Below are 26,940 nucleotides of genomic sequence, written 5' to 3'. Positions count from 1 at the left end.
TCAGCGTCAACAAGCGCATCTGTATCAGATTCAACAAGCTTGAGCAACAGCATCTCTGCTTCAATCAGTGCATCTGAATCAGCAAGCACAAGTGCTTCAACATCTGACTCAGCAAGCAAGTCTGCATCAGAATCAGTAAGCACAAGCGTAAGCAACAGTGAATCAGCTTCACGTAGTGCCTCAGCTTCAGCGTCAACAAGCTTGAGCAACAGCATCTCAGCTTCAATCAGTGCTTCTAACTCAGCAAGCACAAGCGCAAGCAACAGTGCATCAACATCTGACTCAGCAAGCAAGTCTGCATCAGAATCAGTAAGCACAAGCGTAAGCAACAGTGAATCAGCTTCACGTAGTGCCTCAGCTTCAGCGTCAACAAGCTTGAGCAACAGCACCTCAGCTTCAATCAGTGCATCTGAATCAGCAAGCAACAGTGCATCAACATCTGACTCAGCAAGCAAGTCTGCATCTGACTCAGTAAGCACAAGCGCAAGCAACAGTGCTTCAGCATCAACAAGTGCGTCTGTATCTGATTCAACAAGCGTAAGCAACAGCATCTCTGCTTCAATCAGTGCTTCTAACTCAGCAAGCACAAGCGTAAGCAACAGTGATTCTGCATCACGTAGTGCTTCAGCTTCAGCAAGCACAAGCGCAAGCAACAGTGCATCAACATCTGACTCAGCAAGCAAGTCTGCATCTGACTCAGTAAGCACAAGCGCAAGCAACAGTGCTTCAGCATCAACAAGTGCGTCTGTATCTGATTCAACAAGCGTAAGCAACAGCATCTCTGCTTCAATCAGTGCTTCTAACTCAGCAAGCACAAGCGTAAGCAACAGTGCATCAACATCTGACTCAGCAAGCAAGTCTGCATCAGAATCAGTAAGCACAAGCGCAAGCAACAGTGCTTCAGCATCAACAAGTGCGTCTGTATCTGATTCAACAAGCGTAAGCAACAGCATTTCTGCTTCAATCAGTGCATCAGAATCAGCAAGCACAAGCGTAAGCAACAGCGATTCTGCATCACGTAGTGCCTCAGCTTCAGCATCAACAAGCTTGAGCAACAGCATCTCTGCTTCAATCAGTGCTTCAGCTTCAGCAAGCACAAGCGCAAGCAACAGTGCTTCAGCATCAACAAGTGCGTCTGTATCTGATTCAACAAGCGTAAGCAACAGCATTTCTGCTTCAATCAGTGCATCAGAATCAGCAAGCACAAGCGTAAGCAACAGCGATTCTGCATCACGTAGTGCCTCAGCTTCAGCATCAACAAGCTTGAGCAACAGCATCTCTGCTTCAATCAGTGCATCTGAATCAGCAAGCACAAGTGCAAGCAACAGCGATTCTGCATCACGTAGTGCCTCAGCTTCAGCATCAACAAGCTTGAGCAACAGCATCTCTGCTTCAATCAGTGCATCAGTATCTGATTCAACAAGCTTGAGCAACAGCATTTCTGCTTCAATCAGTGCAAGCAATGCTGGTGGAAATGAATCTACTTCAGCAAGCACATCTAAATCACTTAGCGATAGCGTTTCAAGCAGTTTGAGTACAAGTGTGTCACAACAATCTAACTCATTCAGCTATAGTAAGGGTGAACCAGCAAGCGAATCTAAGCCAGAGTTTAACCTTCCTAGCTACCTTGCATCTGTAAGTGAAAGTACATCAGTTTCATTTAGTACTTCAGCAAGTGTATCCTTGAGCGATAGCATTTCAACATCGAATGCTGGAGGAAATGAATCAACTTCAACCAGCGCATCATTGAGTACAAGCGCTAGCGAATCTGCATCTGTAAGCACAAGCGTAAGCGCAAGTCAATCAGCTTCAGCCAACGCAGCGAATGCATCAGCGAGCGAATCTGCATCTGTAAGCACAAGCGTAAGCGCAAGTCAATCAGCATCAGCCAACGCAGCGAATGCATCAGCGAGCGAATCTGCATCTGTAAGCACAAGCGTAAGCGCAAGTCAATCAGCATCAGCCAACGCAGCGAATGCATCAGCCAGCGATTCTGCATCTGTAAGCACAAGCGTGAGCGCAAGTCAATCAGCATCAGCCAACGCAAGCAAGACACCAATACCAGGTGGAGGCTTCCACTCAGCAAGTACAAGCACTGGCCCAGGTAGTGTATCAAATTCAGGAACTGCAAGCGATTCAGCTTCACACAGTGTGTCTGTAAGTACATCATTGAGCGATAGTGCAAACGCCTCAGCTAGCTTGTCTGACAGTGCTTCAATCTCAAGTGCATTGAACCACTCGCAAGCTCCTGCACAACAACCTGCTGGACCAGGACATTCAAACGGTAGAAGACTTCCAAATACAGGAACTGCAAGTAACCAATTTGCTGGTCTTGGATTAGGAGTAGCTGCCTTGGCAACTGCCTCTCTTCTTGGCAAGAAGAAGAAATCAGCAGCTTCTGAAATGGATTTAGAAGACTAAGTCCCAAAAATCGACTAAAATGAAATTGTTGATATCATTTTAGCGATGAAAACAAAAACCCCAGATGGCCTAAGGCTATCTGGGGTTTTGGGCTCTTTGTCAACTGTGGGGAGTGGCATCTAACTAAGCATGAGAGAGAATCAGATCGTTTCTCTCTCTTTTCTAACATTCAAAGTAACGAGAATTATCATTCTAAATTTTTGAAATTTTGAAAATCAAATACTAGACATCTTATATTCTTGCTGATTGTCTCCAACTTGATATTGGAATCAAGGGATTCAAGGATATTATGATGTAGGATTTGGATTAGAGAAAAGTTTAAAACACTGTCTGAAAAGGAGGGGAGACCTCGTCAATTTTATTTTTGATGGACTTCCATTTCTAAACGCTCTAAAGAACTTAATGATGTCTTACTGTTTATTAATCACTACCAAAGAGAATATCCAAATTACAAGACAGTTTTTAAAGCACTTAGGAATAAGAGGTAAAAATATTACACTACTCATTGCATATACCTAACGAAATAGATAAAATTCTAAAATTTGTAGAGAAAATAATATAATTTCGACCTTTTGTGACAGGAATTGCTTGACTAAATAAAACTAAAGCTGTATAATAAGGCAAATATCTAAAACAGGAGGTTCTGGAAATGAAAAAGTCTAAGGCCAAGTATCTGACACTGGCAGGTGTCGTGTTAAGCGCGGGTATCCTATTAAGCGCATGTGGGAACTCAGCAAGTTCATCTAAAACATATAACTATGTCTATTCTAGTGATCCATCTAGTTTGAACTATCTAGCAGAGAACCGTGCAACAACTAATGATATCGTTACCAATCTGGTAGATGGTTTGATGGAAAATGACCAATATGGTAACTATGTTCCATCTTTGGCAGAGGATTGGACTGTTTCCAAGGACGGTTTGACTTATACCTACAAACTTCGTAAAGATGCCAAGTGGTATACAAACGAAGGTGAAGAATACGCACCTGTAACTGCTCAAGACTTTGTGACAGGTTTGAAATATGCGGCAGATAAAAAATCTGAAGCCTTGTACTTGGTTCAAGAGTCTGTAGCAGGTTTGGATGACTATATCAACGGTAAAACAACAGACTTTTCAACTGTCGGTGTGAAGGCGATTGATGACCAAACAGTTCAGTACACTTTGACACGTCCAGAATCTTATTGGAACTCTAAAACAACTTCAACCATTCTCTTCCCTGTCAATGCGGATTTCTTGAAATCAAAAGGGGATGATTTTGGTAAGGTAGACCCTTCTAGCATTTTGTACAATGGACCTTTCTTGATGAAATCATTTGTTTCAAAATCTGTTATCGAATACAAGAAAAATCCGAACTACTGGGATGCTAAAAATGTCTTTGTGGACGATGTGAAATTGACTTACTATGATGGTAGTGACCAAGATGCCCTAGCTCGTAACTTTGTAGAAGGAATCTACAGCTACGCGCGTCTCTATCCAAATAGCTCAAGCTTTGAAGGAATTAAAGAGAAGAACAAGGATAACATCATCTATAGTATGCAAACCGCAACTTCTTATTACTTGAACTTTAACTTGGACAGAAAATCTTATAACTTCACTTCTAAGTCCTCAGATATCGAAAAGAAATCAACACAAGAAGCAGTTCTGAATAAAAACTTCCGTCAAGCCTTCAACTATGCTTATAACCGTACAGCCTATGGAGCTCAATCTCAAGGGGAAGATGGAGCAACGAAGATTATTCGTAACCTAGTGGTACCTCCTACATTTGTAAGTATCAACGGAAAAGACTTTGGCGATGTTGTTTCAGAAAAGATGGTCAACTATGGTCAAGAATGGCAAGGCATCAACTTTGCAGACGCGCAAGATCCATACTACAATCCTGACAAGGCTAAAGCTAAATTTGCAGAAGCTAAGAAAGAATTGGAAGCTAAGGGTGTGCAATTCCCAATTCACTTGGATGTATCAGTTGACCAATCAGCTAAAAAAGGTGTACTTGAAGCAAGTTCTTTAAAACAATCCATCGAATCTGTTCTAGGAGCTGAGAATGTGGTTATTGATATCCAACAATTATCAACAGATGACTTCGATAATTCTAGCTACCTCGCTCAAACGGCAGCTCAAAAAGACTTTGATATCTATAATGGCGGTTGGAGTGCTGACTACTTGGATCCATCAAGCTATCTAGATATCCTAAATGTAAATAACGGCGGTATGTTGCAAAACCTTGGTCTAGAACCAGGTGAGGTCAATGACAAGGCTAAGGCAGTTGGTCTGGATACTTACACTCAAATGTTAGAAGAAGCTAACAAGGAGCAAGATCCAGCGAAACGTTATGAAAAATATGCAGAAATTCAAGCTTGGCTCGTTGATAGCGCCCTTGCAATTCCAAACGTTTCCCTTGGTGGAACACCTAGCTTGAGAAAGACAGTTCCATTCTCAGCACCATTCTCACAAGCAGGAAATAAGGGTGTGGAATCATACAAGTACCTCAAGTTACAAGATAAGACTGTAACGGCTGATGAGTATGAAAAAGCTAAAGAAAAATGGCTGAAAGAAAAAGAAGAATCAAATAAAAAAGCCCAAGAAGAACTGGCAAAACACGTTAAATAACCAGTCTATTCAACAGGAAAAACGATAGTTTCTCAAGGAACTATCGTTTTTGTATAGTTTGAAACTATAACTAGCTCTTGAAAAGAAGAAAATGAGTTGGCGAAAATAAGTGGTACAATAGTTACTATAGATTTGGAGGTATTGTATGAGCAAAGAACTACACATCAACACAATTTTGGCCCAGGCGGGAATCAAGTCAGATAAGGCGACAGGTGCTTTGGTGACGCCACTACATTTTTCAACCACTTATCAGCATCCAGAGTTCGGTCAGTCTACTGGTTTTGACTATACGCGTACTAAAAACCCAACTCGCAGTAAGGCGGAGGAAGTCTTGGCTGCAATCGAATCAGCAGACTATGCCCTAGCGACGAGCTCAGGTATGGCTGCGATTGTACTGGCCTTTAGTGTTTTTCCGGTAGGAAGTAAAGTCTTGGCAGTGCGTGACCTTTATGGGGGTTCTTTCCGTTGGTTCAACCAAGTCGAGCAGGAAGGTCGTTTCCATTTCACCTATGCTAATACGGAAGCAGAGTTGATTGCTGAGTTAGAGAAAGATGTGGATGTTCTCTATATCGAAACGCCAACCAATCCTTTGATGTTGGAATTTGATATTGCAAAACTAGCAAAACTAGCTCATGCTAAGGGTGCCAAAGTGGTGGTGGACAATACCTTCTACAGCCCGATTTACCAACGTCCGATTGAAGACGGTGCGGATATTGTTCTTCATTCAGCCACCAAGTATCTAGCAGGGCACAACGATGTCTTGGCTGGGGTGGTTGTGACTAATAGTTTAGAACTATATGAACAACTGTTTTACAATCTCAATACGACAGGTGCTGTCTTGTCACCGTTTGATAGTTATCAGTTGATTCGTGGTCTCAAAACCTTGTCTCTTCGTATGGAGCGTTCAACAGCCAATGCCCAAGAAGTGGTTGCCTTTTTGAAGAATTCACCTGCTGTCAAGGAAGTGCTCTATACAGGCCGTGGAGGCATGATTTCCTTTAAAGTAGTGGATGAAAAACGTATTCCTCATATTTTAAATAGCTTGAAGGTCTTCTCTTTTGCGGAAAGTTTGGGTGGGGTTGAGAGTCTGATCACCTATCCGACGACGCAAACCCATGCGGATATTCCAGCAGAAGTTCGCCATTCCTATGGATTGACAGATGATCTCTTGCGTTTGTCCATTGGGGTCGAGGATGTTAGAGATTTGATTGCGGATTTGCGCCAAGCCTTGGAAGGATAAGACAAAGATGGGAAAATATGATTTTACAAGCCTGCCCAATCGTTTTGGGCATCATACCTATAAATGGAAAGAGGCAGAAGCTGATCGAGAAGTTCTACCAGCCTGGATAGCGGATATGGACTTTGTAGTCTTACCTGAGATTCGACAAGCCGTACAAACCTATGCGGATCGGTTGGTCTATGGTTATACTTATGCAAGCGACGCTTTGATTGAGTCGGTTCAAGAATGGGAAGTCAGCCAACATGGGTATCACTTTGACAAGGATGCCCTTGTCTTTATCGAGGGAGTGGTGCCAGCTATTTCAACAGCCATTCAAGCCTTTACAAAAGAAGGTGAGGCTGTCCTGATTAACACACCGGTCTATCCACCTTTTGCCCGCAGTGTCAAACTGAACAATCGCCGATTGATTACCAATTCTTTGGTGGAAAAGGATGGGCTGTTTGAGATTGACTTTGACCAGTTGGAGAAGGAATTGGTGGGAGAGGATGTGAAACTCTATATTCTTTGTAATCCCCACAATCCTGGTGGACGTGTTTGGGAAAAGGAAGTGTTAGAAAAGATTGGTCATCTCTGCCAAAAACATGGTGTTTTGTTGGTTTCAGATGAGATTCACCAAGATTTGGCCCTCTTTGGTCACAAACACCAGTCTTTCAACACCATTGATCCAGACTTTAAAGACTTTGCCCTTATCTTGAGCAGTGCTACCAAGACCTTTAATATTGCTGGAACGAAAAATTCCTATGCTGTCATTGAAAATCCAAAGCTTCGTGTTGCTTTCCAAAAACGCCAGTTGGCCAATAACCAACATGAAATCTCTGGCTTGGGGTATTTGGCGACAGAAGCTGCCTACCGTTATGGCAAGGATTGGCTAGAAGAACTCAAGCAAGTATTTGAAGACCACATCAATTATGTGGTGGATCTATTTGGAAAAGAGACTAAAATCAAGGTCATGAAACCGCAAGGCACCTACTTGATTTGGCTTGATTTTTCAGCCTATGACCTAACGGATGACCGCTTGCAAGAGCTTTTGAAGAATGAAGCCAAGGTTATCTTGAACCGAGGTTTGGACTTTGGGGAGGAAGGAAAGCTACATGCCCGCCTCAATGTAGCCATGCCGAAGTCAGTACTGGAAGAGGTTTGCCAACGCATCGTGACCACTTTTGCTACACTTTAAAAATCCAGCCTTCTAGGAGAGAAGTCTTCCTAGAAGGCTATTTTCGTAGGGGAAAATGTGGTATAATGAAAAGATAAGATAAAGGGGTAACTATGGCTAAATTGATTCCGGGAAAGTTGCGCATGGAGGGGGTTACACTCTATGAAACAGGCAATATTGAGATTATCAAGGAAAAAGGGAATCGCCTCTATACTCGTGTGGCGGGAGAAGACTTGCGCTACAGTTTAGAGGATGATCTGGTTTTTTGTGCTTGCGATTTTTTCCAAAAAAGAGGTTACTGTGTTCACCTAGCAGCGCTCGAGCATTATCTGAAGAATGATGAAGAAGGCCAGGTGATTCTACAAGCCTTAGAAAAAGGACATGAAGAGCAAGAAGAGGTCGAAACCAAGGTTAGTTTTGGCGGTAGTTTTTTGAAACGTATCCAACCTCAAAAACGAGAGAAAATCTACACTTTGTCGGCTCAAGGCCAGGTAGAAGCTGGAACCAATCGCCTCCTTTGGACTCTCCGAATCGGTTTAGTTGATAGTCAAAAATATTATGTCATTCGTGACATCCCTCTCTTTTTGAAGGTCTTAGTCTATCGAAAGCCATACATGATTGGGAAACACTATGAAAATGACTTGTCTTGGGATGCTTTTGATACAGCTAGTCAAGAAGTTCTTACTTTTTTATGTGGCTTGATTGAGGAGGGACTGAGTCAAGACCTCTTTTTCCCCAATCAAGGTCGTCACCTCTTTTTCCCTCTGACCTTTTTTGAGCAGGGAGTGGAGTTGCTGATGAACTTGGAAGATTTTCATTTTGAACACCAGATTACAAGTTATGAAAATCTTCTCTTTCATGATTTAGATCCAGATGCAGAACTGTTCTCTTTTTCCGTGCAGGAGTATCCCGATTATTTTGAGATGGAGATTTCTGAAAGTGAGCGAGTCAACGTATTCTATGGGGGAGCAGTTCTATTTCGTAAGGGGAATCTTTATCTCTTAAACCCTAAACAAATCAGCCTCCTAAAGGAAATCAAGGAGCTTCCTCAGGAGGAGAGAGGGAGAAAATGCCTCCAGTTTGATAACAGTGATCGTGACCGTCTGGCAGCCTGTTTGCTTTTGTTTGGACAGCTTGGCACAGTTTCTGCTCCTGAGCGCTTGCAAACCAGACCCTTTTCACCAATTTTTTACTTTGATAGGGAGGATGACGGCCGCATCCGCTTGGATATCCAGTTTGACTATGGAGATGTTAAGGTGACTAGTCAGCAACAGCTGGAACAATTACCATTTTCAAGCGATGCCGTCTTGGAAAGCCAGATATTTCAAGTTAGTTTAGGGGCTGGTTTTGAGGCTGATTTTCAGTCTTGGAGACAGGCTTTGAAGCCAGAGGCAGTTTATTCTTTCTTTCACCATACGATTCCAGCTTTTGAGAAGTTGGGTCAGGTCTTCTTGTCTGATGAAATGAATCAGCTCTACAGTGTCCAAGCTCCTCAGGTTCAGATTGAGTCCAAGAGAGGACTGTTGGAAATCCAGTTCGATTTCCAAGGGATCGCCCAAGAAGAGATTGATCAAGCTCTTAAAGCCCTGACCAGCAATCAGGATTTCTATATCAGTTCTTCTGACCAAGTGTACTTTTTTGATGAGGAAACCAAGCAGATTCGTCAAAATTTACAGGAACTGGGGGTTGAGCTAAAAGATGGTTCTTTTCAGGCTCGGAAATCCTTAGCTTACAGTTTGTCTCAGTTGTTCGAAGGTCGAGATAGGATCTCCTTCTCAGAGGAATTTCAGCATTTAGCTCATGATTTAACCCATCCAGAGGACTTTCCTTTGGGAGATATACGGGTGCAGGCGAGTTTGAGAGATTATCAGGAAAAGGGTGTTCGTTGGCTCCAGATGCTTCATCACTATGGCTTTGGAGGTATCTTGGCAGACGATATGGGACTAGGAAAAACGTTGCAGACTATTGCTTTTTTGACTAGTCAGGTGACAAAAGATACTCGGGTCTTGATTTTAGCGCCGTCAGGTTTGATCTACAATTGGGCAGATGAATTCAGGAAATTTGCCCCACAGTTGGATTTGGCTGTCGTGCATGGTTTAAAAGCGAATCGAGAAGCGATTCTTTCTGAAAATCACCAAATCTATGTGACTAGCTATGCGACCTTTCGTCAAGACAGCGAGCTTTATCAAGAGATGGCTTTTGATTTTCTCTTCTTAGATGAAGCCCAGGTCATGAAAAATGCCCAAACCAAGATTGCTCAGAGTTTGCGCCAGTTTGTGGTGCCAGCAGTTTTTGCTTTGTCAGGTACGCCCATCGAAAACCATTTAGGAGAGTTGTGGTCTATCTTTCAAATTGTACTTCCGGGGCTCTTGCCAAGTAAAAAGGAGTTTATGAAATTACCAGCTGAGCGCGTAGCGCAGTTTATCAAACCCTTCGTCATGAGGCGTAAGAAAGAAGAAGTTCTTACAGAACTGCCTGATCTGATCGAAGTCGTCTATAAAAATGAACTGGAAGACCAGCAGAAGGCCATCTATCTAGCCCAGTTGCAACAGATGCGAGACCGCCTAGCGCAAGTGACAGATCAAGAATTCCAGAGAAGTCGGGTAGAAATCTTATCTGGCCTCATGCGTTTGCGTCAAATCTGCGATACGCCAACCCTCTTCATGGACGATTATCAAGGAGCTAGTGGTAAACTCGATAGTCTCCGAGATTTATTGCTACAAGTGGCTGATGGTGGGCATCGGGTCTTGATTTTCTCCCAGTTCAAAGGAATGTTGGAAAAAATCGAGCAAGAACTCCCAGACTTGGGCTTGACCTCCTTCAAAATCACAGGTTCAACTCCTGCTCATGATAGACAGGAGATGACCAAGGCCTTTAACCAAGGGGAGAGAGATGCCTTTCTCATCTCCCTTAAGGCGGGTGGTGTTGGTCTCAATCTAACGGGAGCTGATACGGTTATTTTGGTTGACCTCTGGTGGAATCCGGCTGTCGAAGCCCAGGCTATCGGGCGCGCTCACCGAATGGGGCAGGAGCAGATGGTCGAGGTCTATCGTTTGATTACCAAGGGAACCATTGAAGAAAAGATCCAAGAACTTCAAGAACAAAAGAAACATTTGGTTTCCCAAGTTTTAGATGGTACGGAGTCGCGTGCGAGTCTCAGTCTGGCAGAAATTCGTGAAATTTTGGGAATTTCTGAAGCCGGCACTTGAAAAATCAAGACAATACGCTATAATGAAGTGTTGAAAGGAAATACAAAATGAAACAAGATCGATTTCCATTGGTGTCAGATGATGAGATCATGCTGACCGAAATGCCAGTCATGGACTTGTACGATGAGTCAGACTTTATTAGCAATATTAAAGGTGATTACCGCGATAAGAACTATTTGGAATGGTCTCCTATCAATGAGGAAGAAACCGTGGTTTCTCCAGTGGTTAGCAAAAAGCCAGAATCAGCTCCAGAACCTAAAAAAGTTGAAAAAACGTATGCTGAATTGGCTCGAGAAGAGGCGCGTGCGGATCTGAAAAAGAAACGTTCAGCCAAGTATTTGACTCAGGATGTTAGTCATACCAGACGACACAATGGTTCAACACTTGTTCGTCAAGGAAATCAACCAACAGCACCATTTCAAAAGGAAAATCCAGGTGAGCTTGCCAAGTTTAGCAAAAACTTGATCCAGTCTCACTATATTCTAGCTGAAGAGGTTGGCCAAGTGGCGACTCCAACTCCGAAAACTCAAACGGGAAAAGCTAAAAAGAACAACTATGATTTCCTAAAGAAGAGTCAAATCTATAATAAAAAGAATAAGCAAACAGAACAGGAACGTCAGGTTGCCCAAGAGTTGAATCTGACAAGAATTACTGAGTAGGGGAGAAAAGCATGTCAAAAACATATCATTTTATTGGAATCAAGGGATCAGGGATGAGTGCCTTGGCTTTGATGTTGCACCAAATGGGGCATAAGGTTCAAGGTTCAGACGTTGAAAAATATTACTTTACTCAACGTGGACTAGAGCAGGCAGGGATTGCGATTCTTCCTTTTGATGAAAAGAACCTACAAGGTGATGTGGAGATTATCGCTGGAAATGCCTTCCGTCCAGATAACAACGTTGAAATCGCCTATGCAGACCAAAATGGCATTAGCTACAAACGTTATCATGAATTCCTCGGTAGCTTTATGCGCGACTTTGTCAGCATGGGAGTGGCAGGAGCTCATGGAAAAACTTCAACAACAGGTATGTTGTCACATGTCTTGTCTCACATCACAGACACCAGCTTCTTGATTGGTGACGGGACAGGTCGTGGTTCAGCCAATGCCAAATATTTTGTCTTTGAATCAGACGAATATGAGCGACATTTCATGCCTTACCACCCAGAATATTCTATCATCACCAACATTGACTTTGACCATCCAGACTACTTCACAAGTCTAGAGGATGTTTTCAATGCCTTTAACGACTATGCCAAACAAATTACCAAAGGTTTGTTTGTATACGGTGAGGATGCTGAGTTGCGTAAGATCACAGCCAATGCGCCAATCTATTACTATGGGTTTGAAGCTGAAGGCAATGACTTTGTAGCTAGTGATCTCCTACGTTCAACGACTGGTTCGACCTTTACAGTTCATTTCCATGGTCAAGAATTGGGACAATTCCACATTCCGACCTTTGGTCGTCACAATATCATGAATGCGACAGCTGTAATTGGTCTTCTTTACACAGCTGGCTTTGATTTGGACTTGGTGCGTGAACACTTGAAAACTTTTTCAGGTGTTAAGCGTCGTTTCACTGAGAAAATCGTTAATGACACGGTAATCATCGATGACTTTGCCCACCATCCAACAGAAATCATCGCGACCTTGGATGCTGCCCGTCAGAAATACCCAAGCCAGGAAATCGTGGCAATCTTCCAACCGCATACCTTTACTCGAACTATTGCCTTGTTAGATGATTTTGCTCAAGCCTTGAATCAGGCAGATGCCGTTTACCTAGCTCAAATCTATGGGTCTGCTCGTGAAGTGGACAATGGCGATGTCAAGGTAGAAGACCTAGCAAGCAAGATCACGAAGAAAAATCAAGTTATCACCGTTGAAAATGTATCTCCACTCCTTGACCATGACAATGCTGTTTACGTCTTTATGGGAGCAGGAGACATCCAAACCTATGAATATTCATTTGAACGTCTTTTGTCTAACTTGACAAGTAACGTCCAATAAGGAAAACCAATGGAAATTCCAATCACTATAAGGCAAGCTACCTTATCAGATTTAGAAGAAATGTTGGCGATTGAAGAGGCCAATCCTTCGTTAGAAGAGGCACTTAGCCGCCAATCCTTAGAAGAGAGTATCCGCAAGACTGCGGGTACCTTTCTTGTAGCTGGGGATGAAAATCAGCTTCTGGGCTATGTTTTAGGAGAAGCTCAGTCTATTCATCCCAAATGGATAGAAATAAAATCATTGACTATTCATCCGAATCATTGGGGACAGGGGCTGGGAACTCTTCTTCTTGCAGCCTTGAAACAGGTGACTGTCGAACTAGATTATCAAGGTATTCTTTTGCAGAGTCCTGATGAGCTACTATCATATTTTGAAATGAATGGCTTTGTTGAGGAAGAAGTGACAGAGAGCCAATATGACAGTGGTTCTTGTTGGTATCTGACTTGGGCTAATCCTTTTTATCAGGAGGAAATATGAAAATCAGACAAGCAAGATTTTCGGATTTAGATCGGATTATAGAGATAGAGCTAGAGAATTTTTCCCTTGAAGAAGCTATTCCTCGTTCCGTCTTTGAGGCGCATTTACGTGAAATTCAGACCAGTTTTCTCGTAGCTGAAAAGGAGGGACGTATCCTTGGTTACATCGAAGGTCCAGTCGTCCCACATCGCCATCTACAAGATCAGTCCTTTACGGAAGAAGTAGAAGACCATAGCCATCGACCTGGAGGCTATATCTCTGTGACTTGTCTCTCCATAGCTAAGGAGGCACAAGCTTTGGGAGTGGGCAAAAAATTGCTGACTGCCCTAAAAGAAGTCGCTTTGGAACATGAACGAGAAGGCATTAACCTGACTTGTCATGATTATCTTATCTCATATTACGAGAAACATGGTTTTGTCAATGAAGGACTATCCCAATCGACCTATGCAGGTGAGACCTGGTATAACATGGTTTGGAAGCCTTGAAAACAAGAAATATAGTTGGAGAAAGGTATATTTTGTTGCTTTTCTACGACTTTTAAGATATAATGTTATGGATTGCCAACAAGGAGGTAAAGCTTTTGAGCGAGAAATCCAGAGAAGAAGAAAAATTAAGCTTTAAAGAACAGATTTTACGCGATTTAGAGAGAGTCAGAGAGAGAGAAAGAAGAGGAAAAGAGGATGAAAGTCCAACTACCCTACCAACTCCATCTTCTCAAGTAACTCCACCTGCCCCTTCTGAACAAGAATCCAATCTTGCCACAGAAGATTTAATGGCAGATTCTCTATCAACTGTGGATGAAATTCTTAAAAATGCCCCAAGTGTGCCACCACGCCCAAGTTTTGAATCAAGCGAAGTGACAGCACCAGAACCAGAAGAGTCAAAACTAGAAGAGCCTGCACCAGCCAAGATTGATGCTGTAGAGCCTAAAAAGGAAGAGAAAGAGTTTAATACTACTCCAACTAAAGTGGCTGTTTCCTATAAAACGCATGACAAAAAAGAAGAATCAGTCCTTCCTGTTGTGGAGAATATAGTCCCTGCTCCAGTTGAGAAAGTTGATAACCTAGCGGATGCTCCACGACGCAGTCGTCGTGAAGGAACAAAGCCAGCTAAGAAAAAGAAGAGATCAAAAGCTAAAGGCTGCTTGCTAACTTTCCTAGTATTCCTAGTTCTTGTAGCTGTTGGTGGCTTCTTTGGTTATGGTTATGTTCAAGAATCTTTGAAACCTGTTGATGCGAGTTCTAAGGACTACGTAACGGTTCAAATCCCAGACGGAGCAAACGTTCAAGAAATTGGAAGCACTTTGGAAAAATCTGGTTTGGTTAAACATGGACTTGTCTTTAGTCTTTATGCTAAATACTATGGCCATGCCAACTTAAAGTCAGGTTATTATAACTTGAAGAAGAGTATGAGTACGGATGAATTGATCCAAGAATTGCAAAAGGGTGGAACTCCTGAACCTCAAGAACCAGCTCTTGCAAGCCTTACAATTCCAGAAGGATATACATTAGAGCAAATCGCTCAAACAGTAGGGCAACTTCAAGGTGAATTTAAAGAACCTCTTACTGCGGATGCTTTCTTGGCAAAAGCTCAAGATGAGACCTTTATCTCTCAAGTAGTAGCCAAGTATCCAAACTTGCTTGGAAGTCTACCAACAAAAGACAGTGGCGTTCGTTATCGCCTAGAAGGTTACCTTTTCCCAGCAACTTATACCATCAAAGAAAGCACTACAGTTGAAAGTTTGATTGATGAGATGTTAGCTGCTATGGATAAGGCCTTGTCACCATATTACGCTACGATCAAAGAAAAGAACCTGACAGTCAATGAATTGCTCAGTATCGCTTCTCTTGTTGAAAAAGAAGGTGCCAAGACAGAAGATCGCAAGAAGATTGCTGGTGTCTTCTATAATCGCTTAAACCTCGGTATGCCACTTCAGAGCAACATCGCTATCCTGTATGCTCAAGGCAAGCTTGGTCAAAAGATTAGTCTAGCGGATGATGCTGGAATTGATACGACGATTGATTCACCTTACAATGTTTATACACACCTTGGCCTCATGCCTGGACCGGTAGACAGTCCAAGTCTGGATGCCATCGAAGCAAGTGTAAATCAGACAAAGAGTGACTACTTATACTTTGTAGCCAATGTCGAAGATGGTAAAGTGTACTTTGCAACGACCAAAGAAGAACATGATCAAAACGTTGCAGAACACATCAATAGCAAACTAACCCAATCAAGTAGTTCAAACTAAAATTATGTGGTTTTCCACATAATTTTGTTTTAAAAACAAATTAAGAAAAGAAAGTTGAGAAAAATGGCAGAAAAAACTTACCCAATGACCCTTGAAGAAAAGGAAAAACTAGAAAAAGAATTAGAGGAGTTGAAACTCGTTCGTCGTCCCGAAGTCGTAGAACGTATCAAAATTGCTCGTTCATACGGAGACCTTTCAGAGAACAGCGAGTACGAAGCAGCCAAGGATGAGCAAGCTTTTGTTGAAGGACAAATTTCAAGTTTAGAAACAAAAATCCGCTATGCTGAAATCGTTAATAGCGATGCAGTTGCCCAAGATGAGGTAGCTATCGGTAAGACTGTAACGATCCAAGAAATCGGGGAAGATGACGAAGAAGTCTATATCATCGTCGGTTCTGCAGGTGCAGATGCTTTTGCTGGTAAGGTTTCAAATGAAAGTCCGATTGGACAAGCCTTGATCGGTAAAAAGACTGGTGATACAGCGACCATCGAGACACCAGTTGGTAGCTATGATGTCAAAATCTTAAAGGTTGAAAAAACAGCCTGAATAGGATGAAAAAGGAGTAGTGGAGTCCTTGACTTGCTCAACTCCTTTTTGGTTTTTTGAATAAAATAGGAGACTATATGAGTGAAAATAAGAAAAAAAAATAAGATGGAACGTGGTTTAACCAATCGCCATGTTCAGGTGATGGCTATTGCGGGAACAATCGGAACAGGTCTTTTCCTAGGTGCCGGTCGCTCCATCAGCCTTACTGGACCTTCTATCATCCTGATTTACATGATTACAGGAGCCTTTATGTTTTTGATGATGAGGGCTGTTGGAGAGATGCTGTATCAGGATCCAGAACAACATACCTTTATCAATTTTATCACCCGTCATTTGGGAAAAGGCTGGGGTTATTTCTCAGTTTGGTCTTATTGGTTATCTGTCGTCTTTATCGGTATGGCAGAAATTACTGCGATCTCGCATTATGTTCAGTTTTGGTTTTCTAGCTGGCCTAGTTGGCTAATTCAGATTGTCTTTTTAACGATTTTGGCCTTGGTCAATCTGATTGCAGTTAAGCTCTTTGGAGAAGTCGAGTTTTGGTTTGCTATGGTTAAAATTGTGGCTATTTTAGCTATGATTGCGACAGGGGTCTTTATGGTTTTGACAGGATTTGAGACACCGCATGGTGCTGCAAGTCTGGCAAATATCAGCAATCAGTTCTCTCTTTTTCCAAACGGTGTTATGAACTTTGTCATGGCCTTTCAAATGGTATTTTTTGCCTATCTGATGATTGAGTTTATCGGAGTGACAACTTCTGAAACCAAGAATCCTCGTCAGGTTTTGCCAAAAGCAGTTAAAGAAATTCCCCTCCGAATTGTCTTCTTCTATGGTGGAGCCCTATTAGCCATTATGTCTATCATTCCCTGGAGAGAACTTGCTTCTTCAGATTCACCATTTGTAACGGTTTTTGAGCTAGCAGGTATCAAGTGGGCGGCAGCTCTGATTAACTTCGTTGTTTTGACGTCGGCAGCATCTGCTCTTAATTCAACCCTCTATTCAACAGGGCGACACCTCTACCAGATTGCCCATGATTCACCCAATCGCTTTTTAAAAGCGATCAAGGCAGATACTCTTTCTCGCCATAATGTTCCACAAAATGCTATTATTGCTTCAGCAATCTTGATTGCTCTGGCTGCCTTTATCAATGTGTTGCCAGGTGTTTCCGATGCTTTTGCTTTGATTACGGCGTCTTCATCAGGTGTTTACATCGCGATTTATATCTTGATTATGGTGGCCCATCTCAAATACCGCAAGTCACAAGACTTCATGGCGGATGGCTACCTCATGCCTCAGTATCGTTTCTTAAATCCTTTAACCATGCTCTTCTTTATCTTTGTCTTTGTAACCCTCTTTTTACAAGAGTCTACCTTCATGGGGGCAGTTGGTTCTGCTATCTGGATTATCGGTTTCGGAATTTATAGCCAGTGGAAATTTAGGAAATAAATCATGAACTCATCAACTTTGCTTGGTGAGTTCTTTTTAGTTTGACAGTCTATTGAAATAAGATTATAATCAAGCTGTAACAGTTCGAAGGAGGTTTGGATGCACTTTAGATTGGAAAATAAAGCGTCCCAGAAAGCGCAAGAAATAGGAAATCTGATTCGTGCTTATAATCGTTCCAAAAGAGAAGAGGCTGAAAGCGAGCCACTGAATCATTATGTTGAAGATGAGATGGGCAATCTTATGGCAGGCTTGGTAGCAGAGACTTTTGGAAATTGGTTGGAAATCGAATATTTGTTTGTGAAAGAGGAATTACGAGGACAAGGAATCGGTTCAAAACTATTGCAACAGGCAGAAAGTGAAGCTAAGCATCGAAACTGTCGTTTTGCTTTTGTCAATACTTACCAGTTTCAAGCGCCAGATTTTTATCTAAGCCATGGCTACAAGGAAGTCTTTACCTTGCAAGACTATCCCTACACAGGGCAAAGATTTTATTACCAAAAGAATTTGTAAGGTGAAAATGGAGAAATAAAATAAAGAGCGATTCTTCACATCACTATGGAGGTGGGCTAATGGACATCATACTAGATATGGGCAACGTCTTGTTAGAATGGAACAAGGATAAGATTTTACAAGGCGTTTCGGATACGAAGAAGGATTATCTGATTTTAGATAAGACCATTTTTCAGTCAGGGCTTTGGTTAAGATTAGATCTTGGTAGCATGACGAGAGAAGAGTTGGTGCTTAAAGTTGTGTCGATGATTGGCAGGACCTATCAAAAGAAGGTCGAAGAAGTTATCTGGAATTGGCCTAGCTACATTGATATTTATACTGAAGTCTTTCCTGTTTTGTCAGAACTAAAGAAAAAGGGGCATCGCATCTTTGTCTTGTCCAATACCTCAAAGGTATTTGATGACTTGCTGGAAGATCAGCTATCTCCCTTAAAAGAACTTTTAGATGGCTTTGTCCTATCCTGTGATATAAAAGCTATAAAGCCTGATCTAGCAATGTTTGAGGAGATTCTCGACAAATATCAGCTAGATCCCGCAAATTGTGTCTTTCTAGACGATATTGAGGACAATACAATCGCAGCTGAGAAATTGGGCATCAAGGCCTATCAGGTCAAGAAAAGAAGTGATGTCGTCGATATTTTGAAATCCTATATTTAAAAGTAACACTCTCTATTTTTTGTGATAGAGAGTTTTTTGTTAATAAAATCTTACAAAATGACATTTATATATTGCATTAAGTCAGATATATGGTATAATGTTTTTAAAAGAAGCGCAACTTTTTAAAATTTTGAAGGAGGACGCTAGTGGCTAAAAATTTAAAATTAAAATTAGCTCGGGTGGAGCGTGATTTAACACAAGGGGATTTGGCAGAAGCTGTAGGTGTTACTAGGCAGACTATAGGCTTGATTGAAGCTGGGAAATACAATCCGAGTCTCTCCCTCTGTCAGTCCATTTGCAGATGCTTAGGCAAAACATTAGACCAACTATTTTGGGAGGAAGAAGATGAAAAATAGAAAAAAACTTGTGATCAAAGATGAACGTACGGAAAAATTGGATGGAAAGATTTCAGGAGAAATTCTCTTGGGAATGTGCCTATTTTTGGCACTGGAAATTTTTGCCAAAGTTTATATTTTCAATTTAACACTTCTGTCCTATTTACCAGAATTACTTTTATTGATTGGAGTCGGTTTGTATGCCATTATTCGCCGCATGTATGTAGGAATTGATATTCGGGATATTGTTGAGAATACTGGAAAAGAAAGAGTTTTATCTGCTTTGGGATTTTCTATAGTGGTTTTATTGATTGATATCGTAGGTAATCGCGAGGAACTGGTCAGTCTATTGACTTGGAAGTACTCCCTAAAAGTGGTTCTAGCAGTTATCATCTATCTCGTTGGGAGTTATTCTATGGACCGAGTTATCCTATACTTGAATCGCAGAAATCAGCAAGTTTGGGAGGAAGAAGATGAAAAATAGATTTTTTTATTATCAATTACTAGACGAAAGAGAAGAACAACTGATGAATAAAGCGGGAGCTGAAAGTTTCTATATCTCTATAGCTTTCTTGCTTTTATCTTATATGATTACAGTATTAGCACCAAGTCTTTTTAATCCGAGAATGATTCTCATCATTATCATTATTGGAACTTCTTACTTTTTCGGCCGTGCTCGAGATTTGGGTGTGAACTACTATAGTCGTTTTCATTTTACGATTGTAGGGTGTTTGCTGATAACTCTCTTTATTACGACTCTCTTGATGTTGCAGAATTATCAATTCAATATCGAAATTTATCAGCACAATCCTCTGAACTTTAAATACTTATCTGCTTGGGTCATTACTTATCTGATTTACCTTCCTTGGGTTTTTATCGGCAATCTCGGCCTTAAAAGTTATGGCGAATGGGCTCAAAAAAGGTTTGAGCAAGATATGGATGAACTGGAGAATGGAGAATAGCTTGTTAGCTTTTTATCAATTCCGATAAAATGTGTTATAATAGTACTAATTTATCGTATGGTGTGAAAGTGGTAGAATACGTTCATACCTTTGTAAAGTAGGAAGAAGGAAAACAGATGTATCCAGATGATAGTTTGACATTGCACACGGACTTGTACCAAATCAATATGATGCAAGTTTACTTTGACCAAGGGATTCACAATAAAAAGGCGGTCTTTGAAGTTTATTTCCGCCAGCAACCTTTTCAGAACGGCTATGCAGTTTTCGCTGGCTTGGAAAGAATTGTACATTATCTTAAAGACTTGCGCTTTTCAGACAGTGATATCGCCTACTTAGAGTCGCTTGGCTATCATGGGGCATTCTTAGACTACCTCCGCAATTTCAAGTTGGAGTTGACGGTTCGTTCTGCCCAAGAAGGGGACCTTGTTTTTGCTAATGAACCAATTGTTCAAGTTGAAGGCTCTCTAGCCCAATGTCAATTGGTCGAAACGGCTCTATTGAACATCGTTAACTTTCAAACCTTGATAGCGACCAAGGCAGCACGTATTCGTTCGGTCATTGATGATGAACCTTTGATGGAGTTTGGGACACGCCGTGCGCAAGAAATGGATGCAGCTATCTGGGGAACACGCGCAGCTGTGATTGGTGGCGCCAATGGAACTAGCAATGTGCGAGCAGGGAAGCTCTTTGGGATTCCCGTTCTAGGAACTCATGCCCATGCCTTGGTACAGGTTTATGGAAACGACTATGAAGCCTTCAAGGCCTATGCAGCGACCCACCGTGACTGTGTCTTTCTAGTAGATACTTATGATACGTTGCGAATCGGTGTGCCAGCTGCTATTCAGGTGGCGCGTGAACTGGGAGATAAGATTAACTTTAAGGGCGTTCGTATCGACTCAGGGGATATTGCCTACATTTCTAAGAAAGTCCGTCAGCAACTGGACGAGGCTGGATTTACAGAGGCTAAGATCTATGCTTCTAATGACCTAGATGAAAATACTATTCTCAACCTCAAGATGCAAAAGGCCAAGATTGATGTCTGGGGTGTGGGAACCAAGCTGATTACAGCTTATGATCAGCCAGCTCTTGGGGCGGTTTATAAGATTGTGGCTATCGAAGATGAAAATGGTAACATGCGCAATACCATCAAACTATCTAATAATGCTGAAAAAGTGTCAACGCCAGGTAAGAAGCAGGTATGGCGCATTACCAGTCGTGAAAAAGGCAAGTCAGAAGGCGACTACATCACTTATGATGGTGTTGACGTTGCCAGCATGACAGAAATCAAAATGTTCCATCCAACTTATACTTACATCAAAAAGACCGTTCGAAATTTTGATGCCGTTCCTCTCTTGGTGGATATTTTCAAAGCAGGAACATTAGTTTACAACTTGCCTAGTTTGACTGAGATTCAGTCCTATGCTCGCAAAGAATTTGACAAGCTATGGGATGAATACAAGCGCGTGCTCAATCCGCAACATTACCCAGTAGACTTGGCGCGTGATATTTGGCAAGACAAGATGGACTTGATTGATAAGATGCGCAAGGAAGCCCTTGGTGAAGGAGAGGAAGAATGAGTTTGCAAGAGACCATTATCCAGCAACTAGGTGTCAAGCCAGTAATTGACGCCCAGGAAGAAATCCGTCGTTCAATTGATTTCTTAAAGAGATACTTGAAAAAACACTCCTTCCTTAAAACCTTTGTACTAGGGATTTCTGGAGGGCAAGACTCAACCTTGGCAGGGCGCTTGGCACAATTAGCGATGGAAGAAATGCGAGCAGAGACAGGAGATGACAGCTACCAATTTATCGCTGTTCGCCTGCCATATGGAGTGCAAGCTGATGAAGCAGATGCTCAAAAAGCTCTCGCTTTCATCCAGCCAGATATTAGCTTGGTTGTGAATATCAAGGAATCAGCTGATGCCATGACAGCTGCAGTTGAAGCGACAGGAAGCTCTGTTTCAGACTTTAATAAGGGCAATATTAAAGCGCGTAGTCGTATGATTGCTCAATATGCGCTTGCAGGTGCCCATAGCGGAGCGGTTATTGGGACAGACCATGCTGCAGAAAATATCACAGGCTTTTTTACCAAGTTTGGTGATGGTGGTGCGGATATTCTCCCTCTTTACCGCCTCAATAAACGTCAAGGAAAACAACTCTTGAAGGAACTTGGTGCGGACCCAGCCCTTTATGAAAAAATCCCAACAGCAGACCTAGAAGAGGATAAGCCGGGCTTGGCAGACGAAGTTGCTCTCGGAGTCACTTATGCAGAGATTGATGACTACCTAGAAGGCAAAACAATCAGCCCAGAAGCTCAAGCGATTATTGAAAACTGGTGGCATAAAGGACAACACAAACGCCACCTACCAATCACCGTATTTGATGACTTCTGGGAGTAAAAAGGTCCGGGGGACCTTTTTACCCCGAGTCTAGAAACAGGAGAACGAGGCAGATTCGGTAACTCATAGAGTTCGATTTTCCTTGTCTCACCCCCGCAACGATGACTAGGTTTGAAAAAGCTTGGTAAAGCGCATTTCAAACCAGACAGCGACTGCGTCAAGGGATTAGATAAAACACTTGTTTCCTAGCTGTTACTGAGTTTAGTCTTTTTACCCGAGTTTAGAAACAGGAAAACGAGGAGGCCCAGTGGATATTTTTAGCTTGAGCATTGAGATTCGAAAGCAAAAACAAGTTTCAATGGAGATTTGACAGAGAACCATATATCAGAAAGTGAGGCAGTGTCATGAAAACAATCGGTACGCAAATGTTACAGACAGAACGTTTGATTTTGAGAAGATTTGTGGAGAGTGATGCGGAAGCTATGTTTCAAAATTGGGCTTCGTCTGTTGAGAATCTGACCTATGTCACCTGGGATCCCCATCCGAATCTTGAGGTGACTCGAAACTCGATTCGAAATTGGGTTGCATCCTATACCAATCCCAACTATTACAAATGGGCAATTTGTCTCAAAGAAAACCCAGAGCAAGTGATAGGAGATATCAGCATCGTTGCAATGGATGAGAATGATTCTTGTTGTGAAATTGGCTATGTGCTAGGCAAGGCATATTGGGGCTGTGGTATGATGACGGAGACCTTGAAAGCTGTCTTAGACTTTTGTTTTACTCAAGCAGGCTTTCAAAAGGTCAGAGCACGATATGCCAGTCTTAATCCAGCTTCGGGTCGTGTCATGGAGAAGGCGGGGATGTCTTATCTAAAAACCATTACCAATGGTGTGGAGAGAAAAGACTACGTTGCGGATCTTATTTATTATCAGATTAAAAAGGACTAAGAAATGACCTGAGCTTCAAAATTTAACTTTTGAAGCTCAGGTCATTTTTTTCTATTCTTTTATTTTAACTCATAAAGCCAGTCGTCACCGTCTTTGTAGTAAAAGAATTCACTTAAATCGTCTTCTAAAAAAACACGCAGCATGTCTGACATATCCTCAGTTGCAAGTTTTAGACGAGAAAGATTTTCATATTCTTCCCACCAAACAGTACCTTCGTCTGAAGACTGGAGTTCACCAGTAAAGTGTTCTGTCTTGTAAAAGAGGACGACATAGCGGTAATCCTCGTCATCGTACCAGTCTTTGATACCACAAAGTTGAGGTTTGGATATGGTTAGTCCAGTTTCTTCCTTGACTTCTCTGATAACTGCATCGGTAAAAGATTCCCCACGCTCTACATGACCACCAGGAAAAGTGATGCCGGGCCAGTCGGGACTAACTCGATCTTGAACTAGAACTTTGTTTCCGTTTTTAATCATGCACATGTTGACAAATTCGACTAATTCTTGTCTGTTCATATTGTTTTTCCTATTTTGTTAGTAACTTTTCCACGACGTTTAACTTTCGCATGGTCAAATCCACGCCAAAAAGTTTTTCAAGATAGTTGGTATTGAGCTTTTTTCGTTTTGCAGTTCTAGGGAGATAGAGGTAGAGACAGTGATCGCCTACACAAATTTCTTCCTCACCGTAGTCAGCTTTCAAATTTTCTAATGGCAGACTTTGGATAAATCCCTGATAAAGGATCACATGCACACGATCATGAAGATAGTCTTCTCTAAACGGATTCTCATGAACAATCTTTTCAAAATCGTCCTTATTCTTGATAACCATTTTTAAGTCGGCCCCAATTTTTTCCTTTATCAGAGTATGAACACGTTCTCGTATTTCTTCTAAATCTAAGTCACTTTCAAGAATGATATTCCCACTTTGAATATAGGTTCGAACGTGCTGAAACCCAGCTTCTGTTAAAATATCCGCCAAATAAGACATTTTCGGGATAGCATTTTTTCCATTAGGAGTAACGCCTCTTAGTAAAATAATATGTTCCAAAGAACTTCCTTTCTTATTTAGTATTTATTGGATTTGAGCCTGCCACCCAGCCGGTACAGAGGGCAGAAGTGATGTTAAAGCCACCCGTGTGAGCATTGATATCCAGTACCTCGCCAGCAAAGTGAAGTCTAGGGACCAGCTTACTTTCAAGGGTTTTAGGATTGATTTCCTTAAGACTGACGCCACCTTTGGTGACGAAGGACTTGGCCAGGGACATTTTGCCAGTGACAGGGATTTTGAGGGCCTTGATGGACTGGAGAAGTTGCTCGCGTTCTTTTTCAGTTAGCTGTTTGACTTTGTCAGGATAGCCTTGCACAAAAAATTCCGCTAAGCGTTCTGGAAGTAAAGTTTTTAAAGCATTTTTCAAGGATTTTTCCCGATTTTCTTCTAGAAATGCAGCTAAGTCCTTCTCAGAAAGTTGAGGCAAGACATCCAGTGAGAGGATCTCACCACCCTTGACAAAGCTGGACATGCGCAGGGCAGCAGGGCCAGATAAACCAAAGTGGGTAAAGAGCAAATCATGAGTGATGACATGCTTGCCATAGCTTAGGGTCACATCGTCTAGTGAAATGCCCTGAAGCGCTTTGTGAGGGAAATCAGTCAGAAGCGGACTCTCGGCCGCCTCAAGCTCGGTAATGGTGTGCTTAAAATGGCGGGCGATCTCATGTCCAAATCCAGTTGAACCTGTAGAAGGATAGGATTTACCACCAGTTGTCACAATCAGTTTATCACAAGTGAAGGTTTGATCTGCGGACTTCAGGACAAACTGGTTATCCACCTTTTTAACCGAAACAATCTCTGTTTGAGTAGCGACTTGACCACCGAGTTCAGTGATTTTCTTCTCCAAAGCTTCAATAATGGTTCGAGACTTGTCGCTAGCTGGAAAGACGCGGCCATGGTCCTCGACCTTGAGTTTAATATCATTTTCTGTGAAAAAGTTGATGATATCATGGTTATCAAACTGGGAAAATACACTGTAAAGAAAGCGCCCATTTCCAGGGATTCCAGCTAGTAGGTCGTCTAAGCTACCGTTGTTGGTCACATTGCAGCGACCGCCGCCTGTACCAGCCAATTTTTTACCCAGTTTCCGATTTTTTTCGATGAGAAGAGTTTTCTGACCATAAAAGCTACTGGAAATCGTAGCCATCATGCCAGCAGGTCCACCACCGATGACAATAGTATCAAAATGTTTCATAGCTCTATTGTACCACAAAAACAAGAGATGCTTGGCATCTCTTGTTACGGATGATCTTAGTTAATTTCATATCCCATTAACAAACCGCCATCTTCTGCATAAAAACTGCAGAGACCAGACGTTGGGAGGATTTTGATATTGGCTTGTGGAAATGTTTCCAGCAAGCGTTCTGACAATTGCTGACAGAATTTTTCATTGCTGCGATGAGCCATGACGATACGACCACCAGCATAGCCAGCCTTGATGAGTTCTTCATAAGCTGCTTGAAGGGACTTTTTAGCACCACGAGCCTTTTGAAGAAGCTCTAGGGTTCCAGTTTCACTTGCTTCTCCAACCATACGGATGTTGAGAAGGCCAACGACCGTACCGATAAGCTTACTCAAACGCCCATTTTTGACCAAGTTATCAACTTTAGCAAGAACAAAGAGCAACTTCGTTTTTTCTTGGTAGGCTGTAATAGCTTCAACAACTTCCTCATGAGAAAGTCCTTGGTCAATCAAGTCGTTTAATTTTTCTACGAGCAAGTCAACTTCCCCACCTGCAGATAAACTATCAATCACATGAATCTGAGTGTCAGGGTGTTCTTCGAGGTAGATATTTTTAGCGAGTTGTGCACTGTTATGGCTACCAGAAAGAGTACCAGTGATGGTAACGACAAAAATATGTTTGGCACCTTCAAAAGCACGCAAGTAATCATCAGGGCTAGGGCAAGCTGATTTTGAAGCCTCAGAAGTCGCATACATGGTTTCCATCATGTGGTCAATGTTAAGATTGGCATCATCGATAAAGACCTGATCAGCCACTTGAATGGTTAAAGGAACACTGATAAATTCAGTATCAATAGCGGGAGTTACCAATTGACGATAATCACAACCCGAGTCAGCCACAATCTTCCAAGTCATAGAAATTCTCCATCTTTGTCACTTATACATTGACAAAGGTTCTGTCTTTTTTTACAATTATATCATGAAAGCCCTTGAAACAAAAGTACTACCTCTCTGTTGTCACAAGTAGAAAGAAATTGTTATGTCTGAACGTAAAATATCTGAAAAATCTCTTGAAAATCTCAGAAAATCAAATCAAGAATCCAATTTTTTGACCAGAGAAGCAATCGAGACGGCTCTTTTGCAACTTCTAGAGAAAAAGGACTTGGCAAAGATCAGTATTTCAGAATTAGTCAAACGGGCGGGCGTCTCTCGTGCTGCCTTCTATCGTAACTATGACTCTAAAGAAGAGATTTTGGAAAGTGTTTTTAAACGCAGTGTCCATAACATTATGGAACAGTTGAGCCACTACGATGTCAAAACCGATCTTTATCTAGTCTGGGTACACCTTTTCCGCGCAGCTAAGAAAGAAGCCAAGGTTATCCAACTTGCTCTGGACTATCATTTGGAAAAGATTTTTGTCCAAGCCATGCAGGAATTTCTAGAAAAATACCACGGAAAGTCAAAAGGCGTTAGCAGCTACCTTCATTCCTTTTGGAGCTCTGCCATCGTATCGGTTCTGCTCAAATGGATCAAGGATGGCATGAAGGTTCCGGCTGAAAAGATTGCAGATTTACGCTTGCCATTTTTCAAAAAATAGGGGATAAGGA

General features: G+C 41.9%; 25 protein-coding genes and 1 pseudogene. 21 read left to right on the top strand and 5 right to left on the bottom strand.

Annotated features, from left to right (window positions below; genetic code table 11):
- Positions 1–1,496, bottom strand: a pseudogene (locus D8802_RS10460) (hypothetical protein); the annotation flags it as partial.
- Positions 1,497–1,542: 46 nt separating this feature from the next.
- Here D8802_RS10460 and D8802_RS10455 point away from each other — a divergent pair.
- The 20 genes from D8802_RS10455 to D8802_RS09220 all read left to right on the top strand — a co-directional run bounded on the left by D8802_RS10455 (position 1,543) and on the right by D8802_RS09220 (position 23,104).
- Positions 1,543–2,421: an LPXTG cell wall anchor domain-containing protein gene (locus D8802_RS10455; RefSeq protein ID WP_312023263.1), complete on the top strand. Its 879-nt coding sequence runs from the start codon at positions 1,543–1,545 to the stop codon at positions 2,419–2,421.
- A gap of 649 nt (positions 2,422–3,070) precedes the next feature.
- Positions 3,071–5,029 (top strand): peptide ABC transporter substrate-binding protein, encoded by a 1,959-nt coding sequence (locus D8802_RS09310; protein WP_125395644.1) that lies wholly within the window; start codon positions 3,071–3,073, stop codon positions 5,027–5,029.
- Between the two features lie 145 nt (positions 5,030–5,174).
- Positions 5,175–6,269 carry a cystathionine gamma-synthase gene (locus D8802_RS09305; RefSeq protein WP_125395643.1) on the top strand — a complete coding sequence of 365 codons (1,095 nt, stop codon included), beginning with the start codon at positions 5,175–5,177 and terminating at the stop codon, positions 6,267–6,269.
- Between the two features lie 7 nt (positions 6,270–6,276).
- Positions 6,277–7,443: a MalY/PatB family protein gene (locus D8802_RS09300; protein ID WP_125395642.1), complete on the top strand. Its 1,167-nt coding sequence runs from the start codon at positions 6,277–6,279 to the stop codon at positions 7,441–7,443.
- Between the two features lie 92 nt (positions 7,444–7,535).
- A complete protein-coding gene (locus D8802_RS09295; RefSeq protein WP_125395641.1) occupies positions 7,536–10,631 on the top strand; it encodes a DEAD/DEAH box helicase in 3,096 nt (1,031 codons plus the stop codon).
- A gap of 47 nt (positions 10,632–10,678) precedes the next feature.
- Positions 10,679–11,290, top strand: a complete 612-nt coding sequence (locus D8802_RS09290; RefSeq protein ID WP_125395640.1) for a cystathionine gamma-synthase — start codon at positions 10,679–10,681, stop codon at positions 11,288–11,290.
- Between the two features lie 11 nt (positions 11,291–11,301).
- Positions 11,302–12,636: a UDP-N-acetylmuramate--L-alanine ligase gene (gene murC, locus D8802_RS09285; RefSeq protein ID WP_125395639.1), complete on the top strand. Its 1,335-nt coding sequence runs from the start codon at positions 11,302–11,304 to the stop codon at positions 12,634–12,636.
- Positions 12,637–12,645: 9 nt separating this feature from the next.
- Positions 12,646–13,113 (top strand): GNAT family N-acetyltransferase, encoded by a 468-nt coding sequence (locus tag D8802_RS09280; RefSeq protein ID WP_125395638.1) that lies wholly within the window; start codon positions 12,646–12,648, stop codon positions 13,111–13,113.
- Entirely contained in the window at positions 13,110–13,598 is a 489-nt protein-coding gene (locus D8802_RS09275; protein ID WP_125395637.1) for a GNAT family N-acetyltransferase, read from the top strand. Before D8802_RS09280 ends, D8802_RS09275 begins: the two co-directional genes overlap by 4 nt.
- Before the next feature lie 62 nt (positions 13,599–13,660).
- Positions 13,661–15,364, top strand: coding sequence for an endolytic transglycosylase MltG (gene mltG / locus D8802_RS09270; RefSeq protein WP_125395636.1), 1,704 nt, complete (start codon positions 13,661–13,663; stop codon positions 15,362–15,364).
- 63 nt (positions 15,365–15,427) lie between these two features.
- The gene (greA, locus tag D8802_RS09265) at positions 15,428–15,910 is read left to right on the top strand and encodes a transcription elongation factor GreA (protein ID WP_000818755.1); all 483 of its coding nucleotides are present in this window, start codon (positions 15,428–15,430) and stop codon (positions 15,908–15,910) included.
- Positions 15,911–16,015: 105 nt separating this feature from the next.
- Complete coding sequence (locus tag D8802_RS09260; RefSeq protein ID WP_125395645.1) at positions 16,016–17,353, top strand: amino acid permease; 1,338 nt, start codon at positions 16,016–16,018, stop codon at positions 17,351–17,353.
- A gap of 99 nt (positions 17,354–17,452) precedes the next feature.
- Positions 17,453–17,863 carry a GNAT family N-acetyltransferase gene (locus tag D8802_RS09255; RefSeq protein WP_125395635.1) on the top strand — a complete coding sequence of 137 codons (411 nt, stop codon included), beginning with the start codon at positions 17,453–17,455 and terminating at the stop codon, positions 17,861–17,863.
- Between the two features lie 59 nt (positions 17,864–17,922).
- Entirely contained in the window at positions 17,923–18,519 is a 597-nt protein-coding gene (locus tag D8802_RS09250; protein ID WP_125395634.1) for an HAD family hydrolase, read from the top strand.
- 146 nt (positions 18,520–18,665) lie between these two features.
- Positions 18,666–18,875, top strand: a complete 210-nt coding sequence (locus D8802_RS09245) for a helix-turn-helix transcriptional regulator (RefSeq protein ID WP_001107502.1) — start codon at positions 18,666–18,668, stop codon at positions 18,873–18,875.
- Entirely contained in the window at positions 18,865–19,338 is a 474-nt protein-coding gene (locus D8802_RS09240) for a DUF6773 family protein (RefSeq protein WP_125395633.1), read from the top strand. The genes D8802_RS09245 and D8802_RS09240 overlap by 11 nt, the downstream gene beginning before the upstream one ends.
- Positions 19,328–19,816, top strand: a complete 489-nt coding sequence (locus D8802_RS09235) for a DUF6773 family protein (protein WP_125395632.1) — start codon at positions 19,328–19,330, stop codon at positions 19,814–19,816. The genes D8802_RS09240 and D8802_RS09235 overlap by 11 nt, the downstream gene beginning before the upstream one ends.
- Before the next feature lie 116 nt (positions 19,817–19,932).
- Complete coding sequence (locus D8802_RS09230; RefSeq protein ID WP_125395631.1) at positions 19,933–21,393, top strand: nicotinate phosphoribosyltransferase; 1,461 nt, start codon at positions 19,933–19,935, stop codon at positions 21,391–21,393.
- Positions 21,390–22,214, top strand: coding sequence for an ammonia-dependent NAD(+) synthetase (gene nadE, locus D8802_RS09225; protein ID WP_125395630.1), 825 nt, complete (start codon positions 21,390–21,392; stop codon positions 22,212–22,214). Before D8802_RS09230 ends, nadE begins: the two co-directional genes overlap by 4 nt.
- Positions 22,215–22,558: 344 nt before the next feature.
- The gene (locus D8802_RS09220) at positions 22,559–23,104 is read left to right on the top strand and encodes a GNAT family N-acetyltransferase (RefSeq protein ID WP_125395629.1); all 546 of its coding nucleotides are present in this window, start codon (positions 22,559–22,561) and stop codon (positions 23,102–23,104) included.
- A 59-nt stretch (positions 23,105–23,163) separates the two neighbouring features.
- On the opposite strand, the gene D8802_RS09215 is transcribed toward D8802_RS09220, so the two are convergent.
- From D8802_RS09215 to D8802_RS09200, 4 genes are read right to left on the bottom strand one after another with little or no spacing between them, the layout of a single operon-like run.
- The gene (locus D8802_RS09215) at positions 23,164–23,619 is read right to left on the bottom strand and encodes an 8-oxo-dGTP diphosphatase (RefSeq protein ID WP_125395628.1); all 456 of its coding nucleotides are present in this window, start codon (positions 23,617–23,619) and stop codon (positions 23,164–23,166) included.
- Between the two features lie 10 nt (positions 23,620–23,629).
- Positions 23,630–24,151, bottom strand: a complete 522-nt coding sequence (locus D8802_RS09210; protein WP_125395627.1) for a DUF1697 domain-containing protein — start codon at positions 24,149–24,151, stop codon at positions 23,630–23,632.
- Positions 24,152–24,164: 13 nt separating this feature from the next.
- Positions 24,165–25,346 carry an aminoacetone oxidase gene (aao, locus tag D8802_RS09205; RefSeq protein ID WP_125395626.1) on the bottom strand — a complete coding sequence of 394 codons (1,182 nt, stop codon included), beginning with the start codon at positions 25,344–25,346 and terminating at the stop codon, positions 24,165–24,167.
- A 56-nt stretch (positions 25,347–25,402) separates the two neighbouring features.
- Positions 25,403–26,248, bottom strand: a complete 846-nt coding sequence (locus tag D8802_RS09200; protein ID WP_125395625.1) for a DegV family protein — start codon at positions 26,246–26,248, stop codon at positions 25,403–25,405.
- A 124-nt stretch (positions 26,249–26,372) separates the two neighbouring features.
- Between D8802_RS09200 and D8802_RS09195 the strand changes: the two genes are divergently transcribed.
- Entirely contained in the window at positions 26,373–26,930 is a 558-nt protein-coding gene (locus D8802_RS09195; protein ID WP_000003897.1) for a TetR/AcrR family transcriptional regulator, read from the top strand.
- The last annotated feature ends 10 nt before the right edge of the window (positions 26,931–26,940 follow it).

It is taken from the genome of Streptococcus oralis, from assembly GCF_003943395.1.
Lineage (GTDB): Bacteria > Bacillota > Bacilli > Lactobacillales > Streptococcaceae > Streptococcus > Streptococcus oralis_BF.
This window is presented reverse-complemented; position numbering and strand designations above follow the sequence as displayed.